At 73.8% G+C, this 15,908-nt stretch carries 13 protein-coding genes and 1 riboswitch; of the genes, 8 read left to right on the forward strand and 5 right to left on the reverse strand.

Features of this window, described 5'->3' with window-relative positions:
- Positions 1 to 49 precede the first annotated feature (49 nt).
- Complete coding sequence (locus BJ992_RS20875; RefSeq protein ID WP_184983555.1) at positions 50 to 1,606, forward strand: zinc ribbon domain-containing protein; 1,557 nt, start codon at positions 50 to 52, stop codon at positions 1,604 to 1,606.
- The gene (locus tag BJ992_RS20880) at positions 1,603 to 3,405 is read left to right on the forward strand and encodes a serine/threonine-protein kinase (protein WP_184983557.1); all 1,803 of its coding nucleotides are present in this window, start codon (positions 1,603 to 1,605) and stop codon (positions 3,403 to 3,405) included. Before BJ992_RS20875 ends, BJ992_RS20880 begins: the two co-directional genes overlap by 4 nt.
- Here BJ992_RS20880 and BJ992_RS20885 read toward each other — a convergent pair.
- The 5 genes from BJ992_RS20885 to BJ992_RS20905 all read right to left on the reverse strand — a co-directional run bounded on the left by BJ992_RS20885 (position 3,398) and on the right by BJ992_RS20905 (position 7,937).
- Positions 3,398 to 4,045, reverse strand: a complete 648-nt coding sequence (locus BJ992_RS20885) for an adenosylcobinamide amidohydrolase (protein ID WP_184983559.1) — start codon at positions 4,043 to 4,045, stop codon at positions 3,398 to 3,400. The genes BJ992_RS20880 and BJ992_RS20885 overlap by 8 nt on opposite strands.
- A 32-nt stretch (positions 4,046 to 4,077) precedes the next feature.
- Positions 4,078 to 4,872: an ATP-binding cassette domain-containing protein gene (locus BJ992_RS20890; protein ID WP_184983561.1), complete on the reverse strand. Its 795-nt coding sequence runs from the start codon at positions 4,870 to 4,872 to the stop codon at positions 4,078 to 4,080.
- Entirely contained in the window at positions 4,869 to 5,873 is a 1,005-nt protein-coding gene (locus tag BJ992_RS20895) for a FecCD family ABC transporter permease (protein WP_343072785.1), read from the reverse strand. Before BJ992_RS20895 ends, BJ992_RS20890 begins: the two co-directional genes overlap by 4 nt.
- A 17-nt stretch (positions 5,874 to 5,890) precedes the next feature.
- On the reverse strand, positions 5,891 to 6,844 hold the full coding sequence (locus tag BJ992_RS20900) for a helical backbone metal receptor (RefSeq protein ID WP_184983563.1): 954 nt from the start codon (positions 6,842 to 6,844) through the stop codon (positions 5,891 to 5,893).
- A 43-nt stretch (positions 6,845 to 6,887) separates the two neighbouring features.
- Positions 6,888 to 7,028: riboswitch (adenosylcobalamin (AdoCbl) riboswitch) on the reverse strand.
- A 54-nt stretch (positions 7,029 to 7,082) separates the two neighbouring features.
- Entirely contained in the window at positions 7,083 to 7,937 is an 855-nt protein-coding gene (locus BJ992_RS20905; protein WP_184983565.1) for a Gfo/Idh/MocA family oxidoreductase, read from the reverse strand.
- Positions 7,938 to 8,352: 415 nt separating this feature from the next.
- On the opposite strand from BJ992_RS20905, the gene BJ992_RS20910 reads away from it, so the two are divergent.
- The 6 genes from BJ992_RS20910 (at position 8,353) to BJ992_RS20930 (ending at position 15,898) form a co-directional block, all read left to right on the forward strand.
- On the forward strand, positions 8,353 to 9,732 hold the full coding sequence (locus tag BJ992_RS20910) for a cytochrome P450 (RefSeq protein ID WP_184983572.1): 1,380 nt from the start codon (positions 8,353 to 8,355) through the stop codon (positions 9,730 to 9,732).
- Positions 9,732 to 10,604 carry a terpene synthase family protein gene (locus tag BJ992_RS33065; RefSeq protein WP_246496734.1) on the forward strand — a complete coding sequence of 291 codons (873 nt, stop codon included), beginning with the start codon at positions 9,732 to 9,734 and terminating at the stop codon, positions 10,602 to 10,604. The genes BJ992_RS20910 and BJ992_RS33065 overlap by 1 nt, the downstream gene beginning before the upstream one ends.
- A complete protein-coding gene (locus BJ992_RS20915; RefSeq protein WP_343072786.1) occupies positions 10,601 to 12,274 on the forward strand; it encodes a prenyltransferase/squalene oxidase repeat-containing protein in 1,674 nt (557 codons plus the stop codon). The genes BJ992_RS33065 and BJ992_RS20915 overlap by 4 nt, the downstream gene beginning before the upstream one ends.
- 210 nt (positions 12,275 to 12,484) lie before the next feature.
- Positions 12,485 to 14,929, forward strand: coding sequence for a nitrate- and nitrite sensing domain-containing protein (locus tag BJ992_RS20920; protein WP_184983574.1), 2,445 nt, complete (start codon positions 12,485 to 12,487; stop codon positions 14,927 to 14,929).
- The gene (locus tag BJ992_RS20925; protein WP_184983575.1) at positions 14,929 to 15,321 is read left to right on the forward strand and encodes a DUF742 domain-containing protein; all 393 of its coding nucleotides are present in this window, start codon (positions 14,929 to 14,931) and stop codon (positions 15,319 to 15,321) included. The genes BJ992_RS20920 and BJ992_RS20925 overlap by 1 nt, the downstream gene beginning before the upstream one ends.
- The gene (locus tag BJ992_RS20930) at positions 15,302 to 15,898 is read left to right on the forward strand and encodes a GTP-binding protein (protein WP_184983577.1); all 597 of its coding nucleotides are present in this window, start codon (positions 15,302 to 15,304) and stop codon (positions 15,896 to 15,898) included. Before BJ992_RS20925 ends, BJ992_RS20930 begins: the two co-directional genes overlap by 20 nt.
- The last annotated feature ends 10 nt before the right edge of the window (positions 15,899 to 15,908 follow it).

The raw sequence follows: 15,908 nt of genomic DNA on the forward strand, positions 1-15,908 counted from the left end.
GACCGACCGAGTGACGCCTGGAACGGTCCGGGTCGAGGCCCGGTCCCACGTGACGATCAACCTGCTCGACGACCGGGGGGTCATCCAGCAGGTGGTCCGCGAGTACGACACCCCGGTGGGTTCCGGGAGCGGTTTCGTGGTGGCGCCTGACGGGGTCGTCGTCACCGCGACCGGTGTCGTGCAGTCCGGCAAGGACCCCGCGGTGTACGCCGCCAACCGCGCGTTCGCCGAGTACTTCGACGTGAACATCCCCGCCGACTTCTCCCGTCACAAGCTCAAGGACCCCGGCCTCAACCGCCGGCTCCAGGCCTGCTACCCGCCGCAGGGGGCCAACTCCACCTGCATCATCACGGCCGCCACCAAGGTCACCGTGTTCCCGTTCGCCGACCCGCCGGCCCCCGAGGGCTACCCGGCCGACCTGCTGCACACCGGCGCGTCCGCCGGGGCTCCGGCCGTGCTCAAGATGGCCAAAGGCGGCGAGGACTCCACCCTGCCGACGGTCCCGCTCGGCGCGTCGCTCGGCAGCGGCATCGAGTCGGTGGACGCGATCGGCACGCCGGTCCGGCCGAACGCCAAGACGCCGCCGAAGGTCGTGACGGCGCACCTCGACCCGCCGGGGGGCCGCACGTTCAAGGCCGCCGAGCGCGGCAAGCTCGACGACTTCCTGGACGACGACGGCCAGGGGGCCGCCGTGATCGACGACGGCAAGAGCGAGGTCATCGGCATGCTCGCCGGTGGCGGCGGCACGGCGCAGACCCTGACCCCCGTGGAGGACATCCGCACGGCCCTGGTCGCCGCCGGCGTCACCCCCCGCCGGGGTCCGGTGGACGTGGTGTACGAGACGGCCCTGGCCCCCTACCACAACAAGTTCTACGCCAACTCGGTGCCGGTGCTGGAGCAGGTGCTGCGCCTGCGACCCGACCACGCGGTCGCGCAGGACCACCTGCGGTTCGCGCGCGCCAACCGCGGCGCCGCGCCGTCGGCGTCCCGTACATCCACCGCGGCCGCCGGTGTCCCGGCACCCGACCGCGTCACCTGGTCCCCGTTGGCGCTCGGCGCGGCCGGGGTGGTCCTCGCCGCCGTCATCGTGGCGATCGCCGTCCCTCTCACCGTCCGCAGGCGCCGCCGCGCCGCCACGGCGCAGCCGCCGCTCGAACCGGTGAGCACCGCCGCGACCCGGCCGCCGCACGGCACCATCGAGTTCCCCGCCGCCGGCGGGGGTTCCCACCCGCCGGTCCCCCGTCCCGCCGGGCCGCCGGCCCTGGCGGCCACCGGCGCGCCGGACACGAGGCCGGCCCCGTCCGGGCCCGAGACGTCGGGGCCGAGGGCCCGCGCCGCGGGGCCGGAGGCCGACAGGTCGGCCGACACCTGGGTCGCGGGGGCCCGCAGGCCGGGTGCCGACTCTCGTGACGGCGACGGGCCGGGGACGGCGCCGCAGCCCGCGGTAGGGTCGGCCGGTGCCCCCATGCCGTCCGCAGGCGCGTCCGGTGACGCGTCCGCCGGTGGGGGGCCGTCCGGTCAGCTGCAGTTCTGCACGCAGTGCGGCATGCGGCTCGGCAAGGCGCACCGGTTCTGCGGGTTCTGCGGTCACGCGGTGGAGCGATGAGCGAGCAAGGGTTCTCCATGCCGCCGCTGGCCGGCGCGCGGGTCGGCGACTACGACGTGGAGGCCGTGGTCGGCCGAGGCGGCATGGCCACGGTGTACCGGGCCAGGGACCGCAGGCTCGGCCGGGCCGTCGCGCTCAAGGTGCTCGCGCCGCAGCTCACGCAGGACCCCCGGTTCCGTGACCGGTTCGTCCGGGAGTCGCGGCTGGTCGCGGCGGTGGACCACCCCAACATCATCCCGATCTACGAGGCGGGGGAACGCGACGACCTGCTGTTCATCGCGATGCGGTACGTCGAGGGGTCCGACCTGCGCGACGTGATCCAGTCGTCCGGCGCGCTGCCGGTGGCCCGCGCGTACCGGCTGTTCACGCAGATCGCCTCGGCGCTGGACGCGGCGCACCAGAACGGGCTGGTGCACCGCGACGTCAAACCGGCGAACATCCTGGTGACCGAGGGGTCCGAGCGGGACCCCGAGCACATCTACCTCACCGACTTCGGGCTGACCAAGAGCACGTTCTCGGAGGCCGGGCTGACCAGCCACGGTCATTTCATGGGGACGCCGCGGTACGTCGCGCCTGAGCAGATCCGCGGGCTCACCGTGGACGGCCGCAGCGACCTGTACGCGTTCGCGTGCGTGGTGTACGAGGCGCTGGCGGGTCAGCCGCCGTTCCAGCGGGAGACCGAGCTGGCGCTGCTGTACGCGCACGTGTCGCACGAGCCGCCGCCGCTGACGCCGTACCGGCAGGACCTGCCGCACGCGGTGAACCGCGTCATGGCGCGCGCGCTCGCCAAGACCCCCGGCGAGCGGTTCGGCACCTGCGGCGAGTTCGTGACCGCGCTGCGCGACGCGATCAGCGGCGAGGACGACGCGCACAGCCCGCCGCGGGGCCGCACCACGTGGCCGCCGGCCGAGGGCCCGGTGCCGCGGCCCTCGGTGGAGCACCAGCCCGCGCGGACACCTCCGGAGGGCCGTCCCTCCTGGAACCCGCCGGACGGCCACCACCCCGGCCCCTCGTCGTACCCGCCGCCGGCCTCAGGCGGTCACAGCGTGCCGGGTCAGGGGGGGTACCTGCCGGCCGGCCAGGACGGCCACTCCCTGCCTCCCGGTTACGAGCGGTACGGTCACGGCGATCCCGCGCAGCTCACGCACCCCGGGGCGGAGCCGGCGCGCAAGAAGCGCGGGGCCCCGGTCGGGGTGCTCGCCGGCGCGGGTGCGGTCGTCGTGGCGCTGGCGGTCGCCGCCTGGCTGCTGTTCGGCCAGGGGACGTCCCCGCTGGCGGCCCCGGACAAGCGGTATCCCGGCACGACCGCCGCGCCGTTCTCGTTCGAGTACCCGGGGACGTGGTCGGCGGTCACGCACGCCGACGAGTACGTGGTGGTGTCCCCGGCCGCGCAGCAGTTCGACGCGTTGTTCTCCGTCCCCATCGCCTCGGACTGGTCGGCCGTCAACCAGCTCCTCGCGAGTTCCCCCGGCCAGGCGACCGGGGTGTTCGCCAGGGTCAGCGACACCATCACGACGTCCGACTCGCCGGAGTCGCTGCGCCGCAGCCTGAGCTTCGTCCTGCCGGGGCCGGCCGAGTTCGCCTCGGCGCCGTCGACCGCCACCATCGGCGGCCGTCCGGCGTTCAAGCTCACCGGCGTCGTCAACGACCCCGCTCAGCAGGGCCGTCTCGACCTGGTGGTCTACATCGTCGGCCGCGGCCAGGGCCAGCCGGTGGCGCTGATCGCGTTCTACTGTCCCCCGGCCAAGTGCGACGCCACGGCCATCGACCATCTGCTCGGCACGCTGACCTTCACCTAGCGTTCCAGCGGCCCCAGGTGCGCGCGCCGTCGAGGACGGCACGGTGGACGGCGCGCGCGATCCTGGCCCCCCACACCGACCTCGGGCCGCCGAACGGCTCGGCCGGGCCGTGGTCGGGGGTGGCGACGCAGACGGCGTCGGAGGCGGTGCCGGTGCAGGCGTAGCCGGCGTCGAGCAGGGCCTGGGTCTTGGCCTCGGTGACGGTCATGACGGCGTTGACGAGCGCGGCGTCGCTCAGCGCGACGGGGACGGCCACGATGATGTTGACGGTGCCGGGACGAGGGGCCGGGGGACGCGGCTCGGGGTCCTGCGCGCCGTCCGGCGCGGCGGCCCAGGTGGGGACGCGCAGGCCGACGGTGGCGACGGCCTCGGCGCCGTGGTCGGCGGCACGGGTGTGGTGGTCGACGGACGCCGCGGTCAGCATGCCGACACCGGGACCGGCCGGCGCCATCTGACGCAGGTGCTCCACCGGGTCGGTGCGCGAGTAGGCGGCGTCGACCTGCGCGTTCAGCACCCACTCGCCGGGGCCGATGCCGCCGCCGAGGACCGCCGAGGAGATCATGCGCCAGCCGGGGCCGAACCGCCACAGCAGCGAGGCCAGCCGCGCGCCGTCCTCGTGCCGGTGACTCAGCGACAACATCGGCTCTCCTCGCGTGCCGGGGCCCGGGAATCCTACCGGCCGCCGGGACGCACCAGGTGGACCTGGGGGCGGCCGTCCCGGCCGGGGGTGACGGCGACGTGCGCGGCGAAGTGCCGCGACAGGACGGGTTCGGTGAGCACGTCTCCGGGGGGTCCCGCGGCGACGGGACGGCCGTCGGCCAGCAGGAGGAGGGTGTCGGCGTACTGCGCCGCTAGGCCGAGGTCGTGCAGGGTGGTGACGACGGTCAGGCCGTCGGCCAGGCGCAGGCTGTCGAGGAGTTCGAGCACCTGCTGCTGGTGGCCGAGGTCCAACGCGGTGGTGGGTTCGTCGAGCAGGAGCACCGGGGCCTGCTGCGCGAGCGCGCGTGCGATGACGACACGCTGACGTTCACCGCCGGACAGGTGGCCGAGGGGCCGGGTGGCGAGACCGGTGAGGTCGAGGCGTTCCAGGACCGACCAGGTGACGTCCCGGTCGTGCCTGCTCTCCCTGCCGAGGTAGGGGATGTAGGGGGTGCGGCCGAGCAGCGCGTACTCGCGCACGGTGAGGGCCGGCGGCAGCAGCGGGGTCTGCGGCGCGTACGCCATGAGCCTGGCGCGCCGCCGGGCCGGCAGGCCGCGCACGGCGGTGCCGCCGACGAGCACGTCGCCGCGCACGTCGAGCAGGCCGCTCATGGCGCGCAGCAGCGTGGTCTTCCCCGCGCCGTTCGGGCCGATCACGGCGAGCCACTCCCCCGGCGCGGCGGTGAGGCCGACGCCGGACAGCACGGGCCGGCCGTCCAGATCGGCGGACAGGCCGGTGACGACGACTCCCCCGCTCCGGCCGGTCACGGGTCGGCCGTCCGGGTGGCGCGCAGGACGGCGACGAAGAACGGCGCGCCGACGAACGCGGTGACGACGCCGATCGGCAGCTCGGCGGGGGCCAGCGCGGTGCGGGCCACCAGGTCGGCGAGGACGAGGAACCCGGCTCCCGCCAGCAGGGACAGCGGCAGCACCACGCGGTAGGAGCCGCCGGCGAGGCGCCGCACGGCGTGCGGCACGACGACGCCGACGAAACCGATGAGGCCGCCGACGGCCACGGCCGACGCGGTGGCCAGCGACGCCGCGCACAGGATCACCAGGCGGGCCCGTGCGGCGTTCACCCCGAGTCCCGAGGCCTCGTCGTCGCCGACGGACAGCACGTCGAGCACGCGGCCGTGCGCGAGCAGCACGGCGGCCGACACCGCGGCGTACGGCAGGACCATGCGGACCTGCGACCAGTCGGAGCCGATGCCGCCGAGGATCCAGGCGTAGATGCGTTGCAGCCGGTCCACCTTGATCTGCTGCGCGAACGCCTGCAACGCCGACAGGAACGACGAGACCGCGATCCCGGCGAGCAGCAGCGTGGCCGTGCCGCCGCCGCGTCCGGCGGTGCGGCCGAGCGCGTACGCGAGCAGCACCCCGCCTGCCGCGCCGCCGAACGCCGCGAGCGGCACCAGCGCGTCCACGTCGACCAGCACGATCATCAAGGTGGCGGTGAACCCGGCCCCGGCCGCCGCGCCGAGCAGGTAGGGGTCGGCGAGCGGGTTGCGGAACACCCCTTGGTACCCGGCCCCCGCCATGGCGAGCATGCCGCCGACGAGCGCGGCGAGCAGCACGCGCGGCACCCGGAGCTGGAACAGCAGGCCGTACTCCACCGGTGACAGGCCGGGGTCGGCCGACACCAGCGGCAGCCGGTCGAGCAGCGCCAGCAGCACCCCTTTGACCGGGATGCCGGCCGCGCCGGCGACGAGCCCGGCGAGCAGGCACGCCACCAGCGCGGCCGACGCGGCGAGGTAGCCGGCCGGCCGCACCCAGGCGGGCCGCGGGTTCAGGCCGCGGCCTTGGCGACGGCCGCGCCGACCGTCTCGATGAGGTCGGCCACCCGCGGTCCCCAGCGGGACGCGATGTCGTCGTCGAGCAGGACGACCTGGTCCTTGGCGATGGCCGACAGGCCACCCCAGCCGGGCCGCTTGGCCAGGGTCTCCTTGTTCTGGCCGCAGCACTTGGTGTCGGCGAGGAAGACCAGGTCGGGGTCGGCCTTCACCACGAACTCACCGGACAGCTTGGGGTAGCCGCCGGCCGGGTCGGGGGCCTCGTCGGCGATGTTGACGAGGCCGAACAGGCCGTAGATCTGGCCGATGAAGGTGGTGGACGTCACCGAGTACGGCGTGCTGTCGAGCTCGTGGTAGAACGTGAGCTTCTTGTCCTTGGGTGCGGCGGCGGTGAGCGTGTCGATGCGCTGCCGCATCGCGGTGACGGCCTCCTGCGCCTTGGCGGTGTTGCCGGTGGCGGCGCCGAGGTCGGTCATCTGGTCGTAGCTGTCGTCGAGTTTCACCGCGGCGGGTTCGAGCAGCACCGGCACGCCGACCTTGCCGAGCGCGGCGACGATGCCGCCGGTGTCGTTGGCGAGCACCACCAGGTCGGGCTTGGTCGCGATGATCGCCTCGGCGTTGGGCTTGTATCCGGAGAGGTCGGTCTTCGGCGCCTCGGCGGGGAAGGTCGACTGGTCGTCCACCGCGACGACCTGCGGGCCGGCGCCGACGGCGAACAGCATCTCCGTGGCGCTCGGCGACAGCGACACGACGCGGGACGGCCGGGCCGCCACGGTGACGGCGCCGTTGCCGGCCTGGACGGTGACCGGGAACGTGCCGGCCGTGGCGGCGGGGGAAGCGGGGGCCGGAGCGGCGGTCGACGCGGCGGGGGCGGGGTCGCTCGCCCCGCATCCGGCGAGCACCGGCAGTCCGAGCACCAGGCCCGCCACGGCCATGCGAAGCAGCCTCACGAGGGTTCCTCCTGATCGCCGCGGAGCAGAGGGACCCGGGTGACGGATCACCCTTTTCCACGAGGGTTGACGGCGTCCACGCGGCGTGCAGGCGACCTGGCTCGGCCCTCGGGGGCCTCACAGTTGCGGGACAGCGCCGGACTTCCACCGGACTTCGCTGCGCGCCACGCGTACCCGAACCGTACCAATCCCCGGCGGATCCACCAGGCCCGGTCCGGTAACGGCCTGGTTTCCCGTGTCAGACGAGCTGGGCCTCGGCGGCGGCGAGCACCTCCTGGAGGTGGAGGCCGTGCGCGGCGTTCAGGGGGTGGTCCAGGCGCCGCTCGCGTACGGTGGCGGCGAAGTCGGCGGCCATCTCGGGGAACACGTCGTAGCCGAGGTCGCCGCCGTCCAGGGTCTCGCTGCCGTGCTGGCCGTAGACCGAGACGCGTGAGGTGCCGCGCTCCACGGTGGCGGCCATGGTCAGCGACGCCTCGCTCACCGCGCCGGTCGCGTGGTCCAGCAGCAGGCCGGTCCAGCCGAGGGGGTGGCCGTGCGCGCGGACGGCCACGACGCGGCCGAGCGCGGCGTCCAGCATGTCGATCATGTGAGGACCGAGGTCGAGGATGGCGCCGCGCTCGCGCCGCCACGGCGACTTGATGGTGTGCAGCGCGCCGGAGATGTTGACGGCGTGGCCGCCGAACGGCGCGATGGCGCGGACCCGGTCGAGGAAGGCGCGGGTGGCCGGTGAGTAGCGGAACGTGAGCACCATCTGGCTCGGCACCCCGGCCTCGGCGATGGCGCCGGCGAGGCGGCGCGCGCCGTCCAGGTCGGCGGCCAGCGGTTTCTCCAGCAGCAGCGCCTTGCCGGCCTTGGCGGCCCGCGCGGCGAGGTCGGCCTGCACGTGGGGTGGCACGCAGAAGGCGACCGCCTCGCACACCTCGAATAGCTCCTCGACGCGTTCGTAGACCGGGACGCCGAGCCTGGCGGCGGACCTCGGCCGGCGGGCCCAGACCCCGGCGAGCCGGGTGTGCGGGCCTTTGGCCAATGTGGGTGCGTGTACCGCCTCGGCCCACGGTCCCGCTCCGACCAGGCCCACAGAAACCGGCTCCACAGCGCTCCATTCCCCGAAATGTCGTGATTGTTGGTAATACCGTGATGCCGAGCGCGGGCCGTCGCGGGGTCGTCCCCGACGGCACGACGATGCTTTCGGCGGCGGCGGCCTGCGGAAACGTAAGGTGACGAGAGCGCGGCCCGCCGTCGTACACCCGGTTCGTACGCACGGTCCGGCCCTCTGGTTCACCAGGCCGCGCAGGAACTTGTGCGCATTCTTGGCGATTGCCCCATTGATACGAGTCTGACTACTAGGGGTTGATCGACGTCAGTGATCGTGATAGGTCTCGCATCACGTGTATTTAGCCGTAAGAGCGTTTTGTCTTCTTTGAAGCTCTTGCGGCACCCGGTGCGCGAGGGAGCACTGTCACCGTCAGTGGTCTTACCGGGTGGACGAAAGTGGGAGACACAACACGATGCCGTTCGTTGGTGGCGTGCCGCGGATCCGGCACGCCGTACGAGGCACTCTCACCCGAGCGATGCCACGCCTGGCCCGTGAACCGGCCGACAGCCTGGCGTCGTTGGGTGTGGCCGCGGGTGGGGACGTCGTCCGGCTGCGGCTCGGGCCGTTCCGTCCTTATCTGGTGACCCACCCCGATCACGTGCAGCACGTGCTGCGGGGCAACTGGACCAACTACGTGCGCGAAGGCATGTTCTGGCGTCCGCTGAACCGCCTGCTCGGCGACGGCATCCTCGGTGACGGCGACACCTGGGCCGGCAGCCGGAAGATCCTGCAGCAGGTCTTCACCGCCAAGTACGTCACCTCGCTGGCCGGCGCCATCGCCGCCACCATCGACACGCGGGTCGCCGAGCTCGACCGGCACGCGAGCACCGGCCGGCCCGTGGACGCCGCGCGCGAGATGGCCGCCATCGTCAACCAGAGCGTGGTGCGCGTGCTGTTCGGCGACGCCATCTCCCGCGAGGACAGCGAGCGGCTCATCACCGCCTACCACACGGCCGACGCGGCGGTGTCGTTCCGCCTGCTGATGCCGTTCCTGCCGTACGGCATCAGGGTGCCCGGCGACCGCGCGTTCCTCGCCGCGGTGCGCACCGTGGACGACGTGGTGCTGCCGGTGATCCGGCGCAGGGCCGCCGGGACCGGCGCGGACGGCGACGACGTGGTGTCCGCGCTGTGCCGCGCGCACGCGGCGGACGGCGTGGACGGCGTGGACGAGCGGCGGGTCCGCGACGACCTGGTCAGCGTCTACGCCGCCGCCTCCGAGACCACCGCGACCACTCTGACGTGGCTGTGGCCGGTGCTCGACGCGCACCCCGAGGTGGCGGACGCGTTGTGCGACGAGATCGCCGACGTCGTCGGCAGCGGACCGGCCAGGCCCGAGCACGTCCCGCAGCTTCGCTACACCATGATGGTGCTGAGCGAGGTGATGCGGCTGTACCCGGCGGGGTGGCTGTTCCCCCGCATGGCGGTGGCCGACGACGTCATCGGCGGCACGCGTGTGCGCGCCGGGTCGATGGTGCTGATCAGCCCGTACGTCACGCATCGTCTTGAGGAGTTCTGGGACCGGCCGCTGGAGTTCGACCCCACGCGGTTCGAGCCGGGCCGGGCCGAGCGGCGCCACCGCTACAGCTACTTCCCGTTCGGCGGCGGCGCGCACCAGTGCCTCGGCCGGCACCTGTTCACGATGGACGCGCCGCTCATCGTCGCGTCGCTGCTCAGCAGGTACCGTCCCGTGCTGCTCGGCGAGGGCCCCTACACACCGGCGCCGACCGCGCTGCTGCGACCGGCGCGCCGGGTACGGCTGCGGCTGCGCCAGGCCGCCGCCGGGGCGGTCTGATGACGGCTCGTGTCCTGACCTCCGCCACGGAGGCCGGTTCGGTGTGCGCGGTGGCGGGCCGGTGCCAGCGCGACCTGCTCGGATGGATGGCCGCCTACCCCGGCCTGTTCTCCGCCGCGCCGTTCGACGCGGGGCTCGCCGGGACGCTCGGCATGGCCATGGCGTTCAGCGGCCCGTGGTTCGGCGCCGCCGAACTGCGCATGGCGAACAAGGCGTCGCTGTGGGCCTTCGGGCTGGACTGGCTGGCCGACTACGTCGCCACGTCCGCCGGCGAGGTCGATGCCGTCGCCGAGCGCTGCCTGGCCGTGGCCGGGGGCGGCGCGCCGGCCGAAGGGGACGAGCTCGGCGTGTTCCTCGCCGAGATCCGCGCCGGGCTCGCGGCCACGCCGTCGTACCCGTGGCTCGGGCCGGTGTGGCGGGACGAGCTGCGGGCCATGCTGGAGGGGATGCGCCGCGAGCGGGCCTGGCGGGACGCCGGGACGGTGCCGTCGTTCGAGGAGTACCTCGGCAACGCCGCCAACCTCGGCTTCACGTTCGCCTTCACCGCGCACCTGCTGCACACCGGCGGCGTCGAGCGGCCCGGCGACCTCGGGCCGGTGCTGGCCGCGGCCGCAGAGGTGCAGCGGGTGATCCGGCTGCTCAACGACCTCGGCACCTACGAGCGGGACGTCGAGTGGGGGGACCTGAACGCGCTGTTCCTCGGGGTGCCGCGCGCGGAGGTGGAGCGGCGCGTCGCCGGGCTGGCGGCGCGCGCCAGGGATCTGATCGCCGCGTTGCGGCCCGGTCTGCCGCGCGTCGCCGACTACCTGGAGCGTCAGATGGACTTCTGCGCGGGGTTCTACTCGGCCGGCGACTACTGGGGAAGCCTGTGACGGGCCCCGGCCGCGCGGACGTCGCGGCCCGGGCCCGCGACGTGGTGCGGGACCTGCTCACCAGCCCCCGTGGTGAGGTCTCGCCGTCGGTGTACGAGACCGGCCGCGTGGTGGCCCTGGCCCCGTGGCTGTCCGGCCACGGTGAACGCGTCGCGTACCTCGTCGCCACCCAGGGGACGGACGGCACGTGGGGCCCGCACGAGCGGTACGCCTTGGTGCCGACGCTGAGCGCCGCCGACGGCCTGCTCGCCGAGCTCACGGCGGCGCGGCGCGGGGACGCGGCCGGCGGCGGGCCGGAGGCAGAGGCGGTGGCCGCCGCCGCGCGCCGAGCGATCCGCGCGCTGTGGCGCCTCGGCGACGCGCCGGGCCCGCACGGCGGCGGCGCGCTGCCGGACACCCCGGCGATCGAGCTGATCGTCCCGGCCCTGGTCGACTCGATCAACCGGCGCCTGCGGGAGCTCGGCCCGCCGTCCGCCGTCCCGCTTCCCCTCCCCGACGGCGCGGACGGCACCCGCCTCGCCGCCGTACGCCGGCGGCTGCTGTCCGGCGCGCCGGTCCCCGAGAAGCTGCTGCACGCGCTGGAGGTGGCGGGGGACGCCGCCGTCCGCGCGCCAGGCGTCCACCCCTCACCGTCCGGCGTCGTCGGCGCGTCCCCCGCCGCCACCGCCGCGTGGCTCGGCGCGTCCGGCTCCGCGGACTCCTCGGCGGCGTGTTCCTTCCTCGACGAGGTGGCGTCAGCCCACGGAGGGCCGGTGCCGTGCGGAGTGCCGATCACGGTGTTCGAGCGCGGCTGGGCCCTGAGCTGGCTGGTGCGGGCCGGGGTGCCGGTCGCGGTCCCCGAGGAGCTCGGGGTGAGCCTGCTCGGGTCGGCGGAGCCGGGAGGGGTCGCGGCGGGACCGGGGCTGCCGGCCGACGCGGACACCACGTCGGTGGCGTTGTACGCGCTGGCGCTGCTCGGGACGCCGAAAGCTCCCGACAGCCTGTGGGACTACCACGTGGGGCCGCATTTCTGCACGTGGCGCGGCGAGGAAGGGGTCTCGACGACGGTCAACGCGCACGTGCTGGACGCGTTCGGCCGGTACGCCGCGGCGGCCCCGCGGGCACGGCCCCGGTACGCGGCCGTCATGGCGGAGCTGGCGGGGTGGCTGGCGGCACGGCAGGACGACCCGGGGAGCTGGAGCGACCGCTGGCACGCCTCGCCGTACTACGCCACGGCGTGCTGCGCGCTGGCGCTCGCCGAGTTCGGTGGCGCGGGGACGGCGGCGGCGGTGCGGCGCGCGGTGCGGTGGACCCTGGAGACACAGCGCGACGACGGCTCGTGGGGGCTGTGGCACGGCACCGCGGAGGAGACCGCGTACGCGCTGCACCTGCTGCTGCTCACGGGACGGCGCGGCGACGTGGCGGATGAATCGCTCGACGCGGCGGCGCGCGGTTATGCGTACCTAAGGCGTACAGAGCGAAATATCGGAATAAAAAGCAACGGACGAGAGGGATGGGAGGTTTTTCCCCCTATGTGGCATGACAAAGACCTGTACCTCCCGAGAACCATCGTGCGTGCCGTGGTGACCGCGGCGCTCCATCTCGCGCAGCGCGAGCCCGCGATCACTGCGTGGTACCAGGCAGGACAGCGCGGTGAGCCCGTCGTGGCGCGCAGCGGGGACCACGGATGACAGGAGGACCGACTTAACTCGACATCTTTACAAAGATCACAGTGGTCGGTCGTGGCGCCGTTTTCCCACGTGCTAAGGTCGTCCGACGTAAGCGGTGATATGCCACCAGTCCCCTGATTCACCGCTATATTCCGATAAGACGATACACGTAGGGATGTTCGCCGGGCTGCCGTGCCACGGGATTCCCGAATAGCCGCCTGGGGTGGAGCCGTGCGCTTGCGTAACTCGCGTGTCCGGGTCAAGGTGACCGCGCTGCTGGTGTCGCTCATCGCCCTGTGGGGTTTCGCCGCCTGGGTCACCACCCGTGAGGGCCTGAACGTCCTGTCGGTGTCCACGCTCGACTCCGGCGTGGCCGTCCCCGCGGAACGGCTGCGCGACGAGCTCCAGCGCGAGCGCCGCCTCACCGTCGTCGCGCTGGCCGACCCCGGCTCCTCCGCGCGCCGCAGCGCGCTGACGGCACAGCGCCGCCGCACCGACGTCGCCGTCGCCGACTTCGGCCGCCTCACCTTGAGCGACGGCACCCGGCGCGCGGCGGACGCGCAGCTCAACCGGCGCATCGACCAGGCCAACAACCAGGCGGCCGTGCTGCCGGGCCTGCGCAAGCTCGTGGACGCCGGCACGGTGGACCGCGGCAGCGCCGCCACGACGATCACGAAGATCATCGATTCGCTGTACAAGATCTACGACTCGATGGCCACGCTGGACGACTCGGAGTTCGCCAAGGACACCCGCACGTTCATCCAGATCAGCCGGGCCCTCGAACTGCTCGCGCAGGAGGACGCCATCTCCGCCGGCGCGCTGGTCGCCGGCGGCTTCAACGACGCCGAGCGCGCCAGGTTCGCGCAGAACGTCGGCGCGCAGCGTTTCCTGCTGTCCACCGCGGCCGACGAACTGCCGGCCGCCGACCGCGCCGACTACGACGCGTTCACCGCGGCCGAGCCGTACAAGCGCCTGCGCCGCCTGGAGGACCGGCTGATCCAGTCGCCGCGCGACGAGTCTCCGCCGGTGGACGCCGCCACCTGGGGAAACGCCTCAAGCGACGTGCTGGTGCAGATGGACAGGCTCATCACCGTCGGCGGTGACCGCCTCGTCGACCGGGCCACCCCCATCGCGGTCGGCGTCGTCGCGCGACTGGCCCTCGCCGGCGGCCTCGGCCTGATCGCCGTCATCGCGTCCATCGTGCTCGCCATCACCACGGCCCGCGCGCTGGTGCGGCGCCTGGAGGAACTGCGCGCCGCCGCGCTCGACCTCGCCGCCAGAAGGCTCCCCTCGGTGGTGGACCGCCTCGGCCGGGGTGAAGAGGTGGACGTGGCGTCCGAGGCGCCGCCGCTCGCGGTCGGCAGCGACGCGATCGGCCAGGTCGGCCAGGCGTTCAACACCGTGCAGGAGACCGCGGTGCGGGTCGCGGTGCAGCAGGCCGAGATGCGGCGCGGCTACCGCGCCATCCTGCTCAGCCTCGCGCGGCGCACCCAGTCGTTGGTGCACCGGCAGCTCACCGTGCTCGACACCATGGAGAAGCGGGAGTCCGACCCCGCCGAACTGGCCGACCTGTTCCGGGTGGACCACCTGGCGACCCGCATGCGGCGCAACGCCGAGAACCTCATCGTGCTGTCCGGCGCGTCCCCCGGCCGCGCCTGGCGCCGCTCGGTGCCGATGGTGGACGTGGTGCGCGGCGCGCTCGCCGAGATCGAGGACTACACCCAGGTCGAGCTGAGCACCATGGACGACGGCGAGCTCGCCGGACGCGCCATCGGCGACGTGATCCACCTGCTGGCCGAGCTGATCGAGAACGCCGTGTCGTTCTCGCCGCCGTTCGCGACCGTACGGGTGAGCGGCCAGGTGGTCGGCAAGGGCTACGTCGTCGAGATCGAGGACCGTGGCCTCGGCATGAGCTCCGAGGACCTCCAGGAGGCCAACGCGCGCATCGCGGAGCCCCCGGAGTTCAAGCTCACCGACACCCCGCGTCTCGGCCTGTTCGTGGTCAGCCGCCTCGCGGCCAGGCACCGCATCCAGGTGACGCTGAAGTCCTCGCCGTACGGCGGCACCACCGTCATCGTGCTGCTCCCCCGCGAGCTGATCGACCCCGACGCCGACGCTCCCGACGGCTCCGGCGTGCCGGCCTCCCGGGAGGACACCGGCCGGTCGGCGTGGAGCCCCGCCGGGGAGGACGAGCGCAGGGATCCCCGTCCCGACCTGACCCGCGGCCCCGGCCGCCAGCCCGAGCCCGACGTCACCCCCGAGCACCCCGGCGAGCCCGGACTCCCCGGTGAGACCGGTGAGACCGGCGGGGATCGCGCCGTGCGGACGGCGCGCACCGTACAGGCGCACGAGGCCGTCCCGCCTCGTCCGCGAACCGCCGACGTGCCGCCGCCGTCCCCCGAGCCCGCAGGCGGCGCGGCGACCGAGCACGCGCCACCGGCGCCGACGGTGTTCACCACACCGTCGGGCCTCCCCCGCCGGGTGGCGCAGTCGCACCTGGCCCCCGGCCTGCGCGACGAACGACCCGCGGCGGCACCCGCACGGCCCGCCGCGGAACGCACACCAGAGGAGACCCGCCGCATGCTCGCGGCCTTCCAGTCCGGTACAGAACGCGGCCGCGCCGACGCCGCCCGCCCACCCCACCCAGATCACGGCGATCCGGGGGAAGGAGCGTGATGACCAGCCTCTCCGACGACCCAGGCCAGGAGCAGTGGCTGGATGAGGAGGCCGGGAGGATCGTCCGGCCGTACGTGATGACACGCGGCAGGACCAAGCCGAGCCGCGGCAAGTTCGACCTCATCACCCTCGTCATGACCGTGGAGGCCGTCGCGCCGGGCCAGCCCGGCCTCGGCCCCGAGCACCACACCATCATGGACATGTGCGAGGAACGGCCGCTGTCGGTGGCCGAGATCGCCGCGCACCTGGACCTGCCGGCCGGCACGGTCCGCGTGCTGCTCGGCGACCTGCTCGACCGGCGCGTCGTCGCGATCCAGGAGCCGCACCGGGGTAGCGACGTGCTGAGTCTGGACACCTACAAGGCGGTGCTCAATGGCCTTCGGGCGCTCTGAGGTGCGTTCCGCGCCGGTGAAGGTGCCGACGGCGGTGAAGATCCTCATCGCCGGGGGCTTCGGCGCCGGCAAGACCACCATGGTCGGCTCGGTCTCGGAGACCCGGCCGCTGCGCACCGAGGAGATCCTGAGCGACCGCGGCGCCGGCGTCGACGACCTGACGGGGGTGGAGGGCAAGTCCACCACCACGGTCGCGATGGACTTCGGCCGCATCACCATGGGTGACGACCACGTGCTTTACCTGTTCGGCACGCCGGGCCAGGAGCGGTTCTGGTTCGTGTGGGACGAGCTGGCGATCGGCGCCATGGGTGCGGTGGTGATCGCCGACACCCGCAGGCTGGACGGCTGCTTCCCGTCGGTGGACTACTTCGAGCGGCGCCGCACGCCGTTCGTGGTGGCCGTCAACTGCTTCGACGGCGCACGCTCCTACGATCTGGACGAGATCCGGATGGCGCTGGACCTGAACGCGCGGATCCCGGTGGTGCTGTGCGACGCGCGCCGCCGCGAGTCGAGCAAGAACGTGCTGGTCACCCTGGTCGAGCACGCCATGCGCGCGCGCCACCCGGCGGCGACCTGAGCCCCGCCGC

The organism is Sphaerisporangium rubeum, assembly GCF_014207705.1.
GTDB lineage: Bacteria > Actinomycetota > Actinomycetes > Streptosporangiales > Streptosporangiaceae > Sphaerisporangium > Sphaerisporangium rubeum.

Excerpts from the sequence above, each read along its gene's own strand:
- BJ992_RS20880 (WP_184983557.1), top strand. The coding sequence starts at position 1,603 with ATGAGCGAGCAAGGGTTCTCCATGCCGCCGCTGGCCGGCGCGCGGGTC.
- BJ992_RS20885 (WP_184983559.1), bottom strand. The coding sequence starts at position 4,045 with ATGTTGTCGCTGAGTCACCGGCACGAGGACGGCGCGCGGCTGGCCTCG.
- BJ992_RS20910 (WP_184983572.1), top strand. The coding sequence starts at position 8,353 with ATGCCGTTCGTTGGTGGCGTGCCGCGGATCCGGCACGCCGTACGAGGC.
- BJ992_RS33065 (WP_246496734.1), top strand. The coding sequence starts at position 9,732 with ATGACGGCTCGTGTCCTGACCTCCGCCACGGAGGCCGGTTCGGTGTGC.
- BJ992_RS20925 (WP_184983575.1), top strand. The coding sequence starts at position 14,929 with ATGACCAGCCTCTCCGACGACCCAGGCCAGGAGCAGTGGCTGGATGAG.
- BJ992_RS20930 (WP_184983577.1), top strand. The coding sequence starts at position 15,302 with ATGGCCTTCGGGCGCTCTGAGGTGCGTTCCGCGCCGGTGAAGGTGCCG.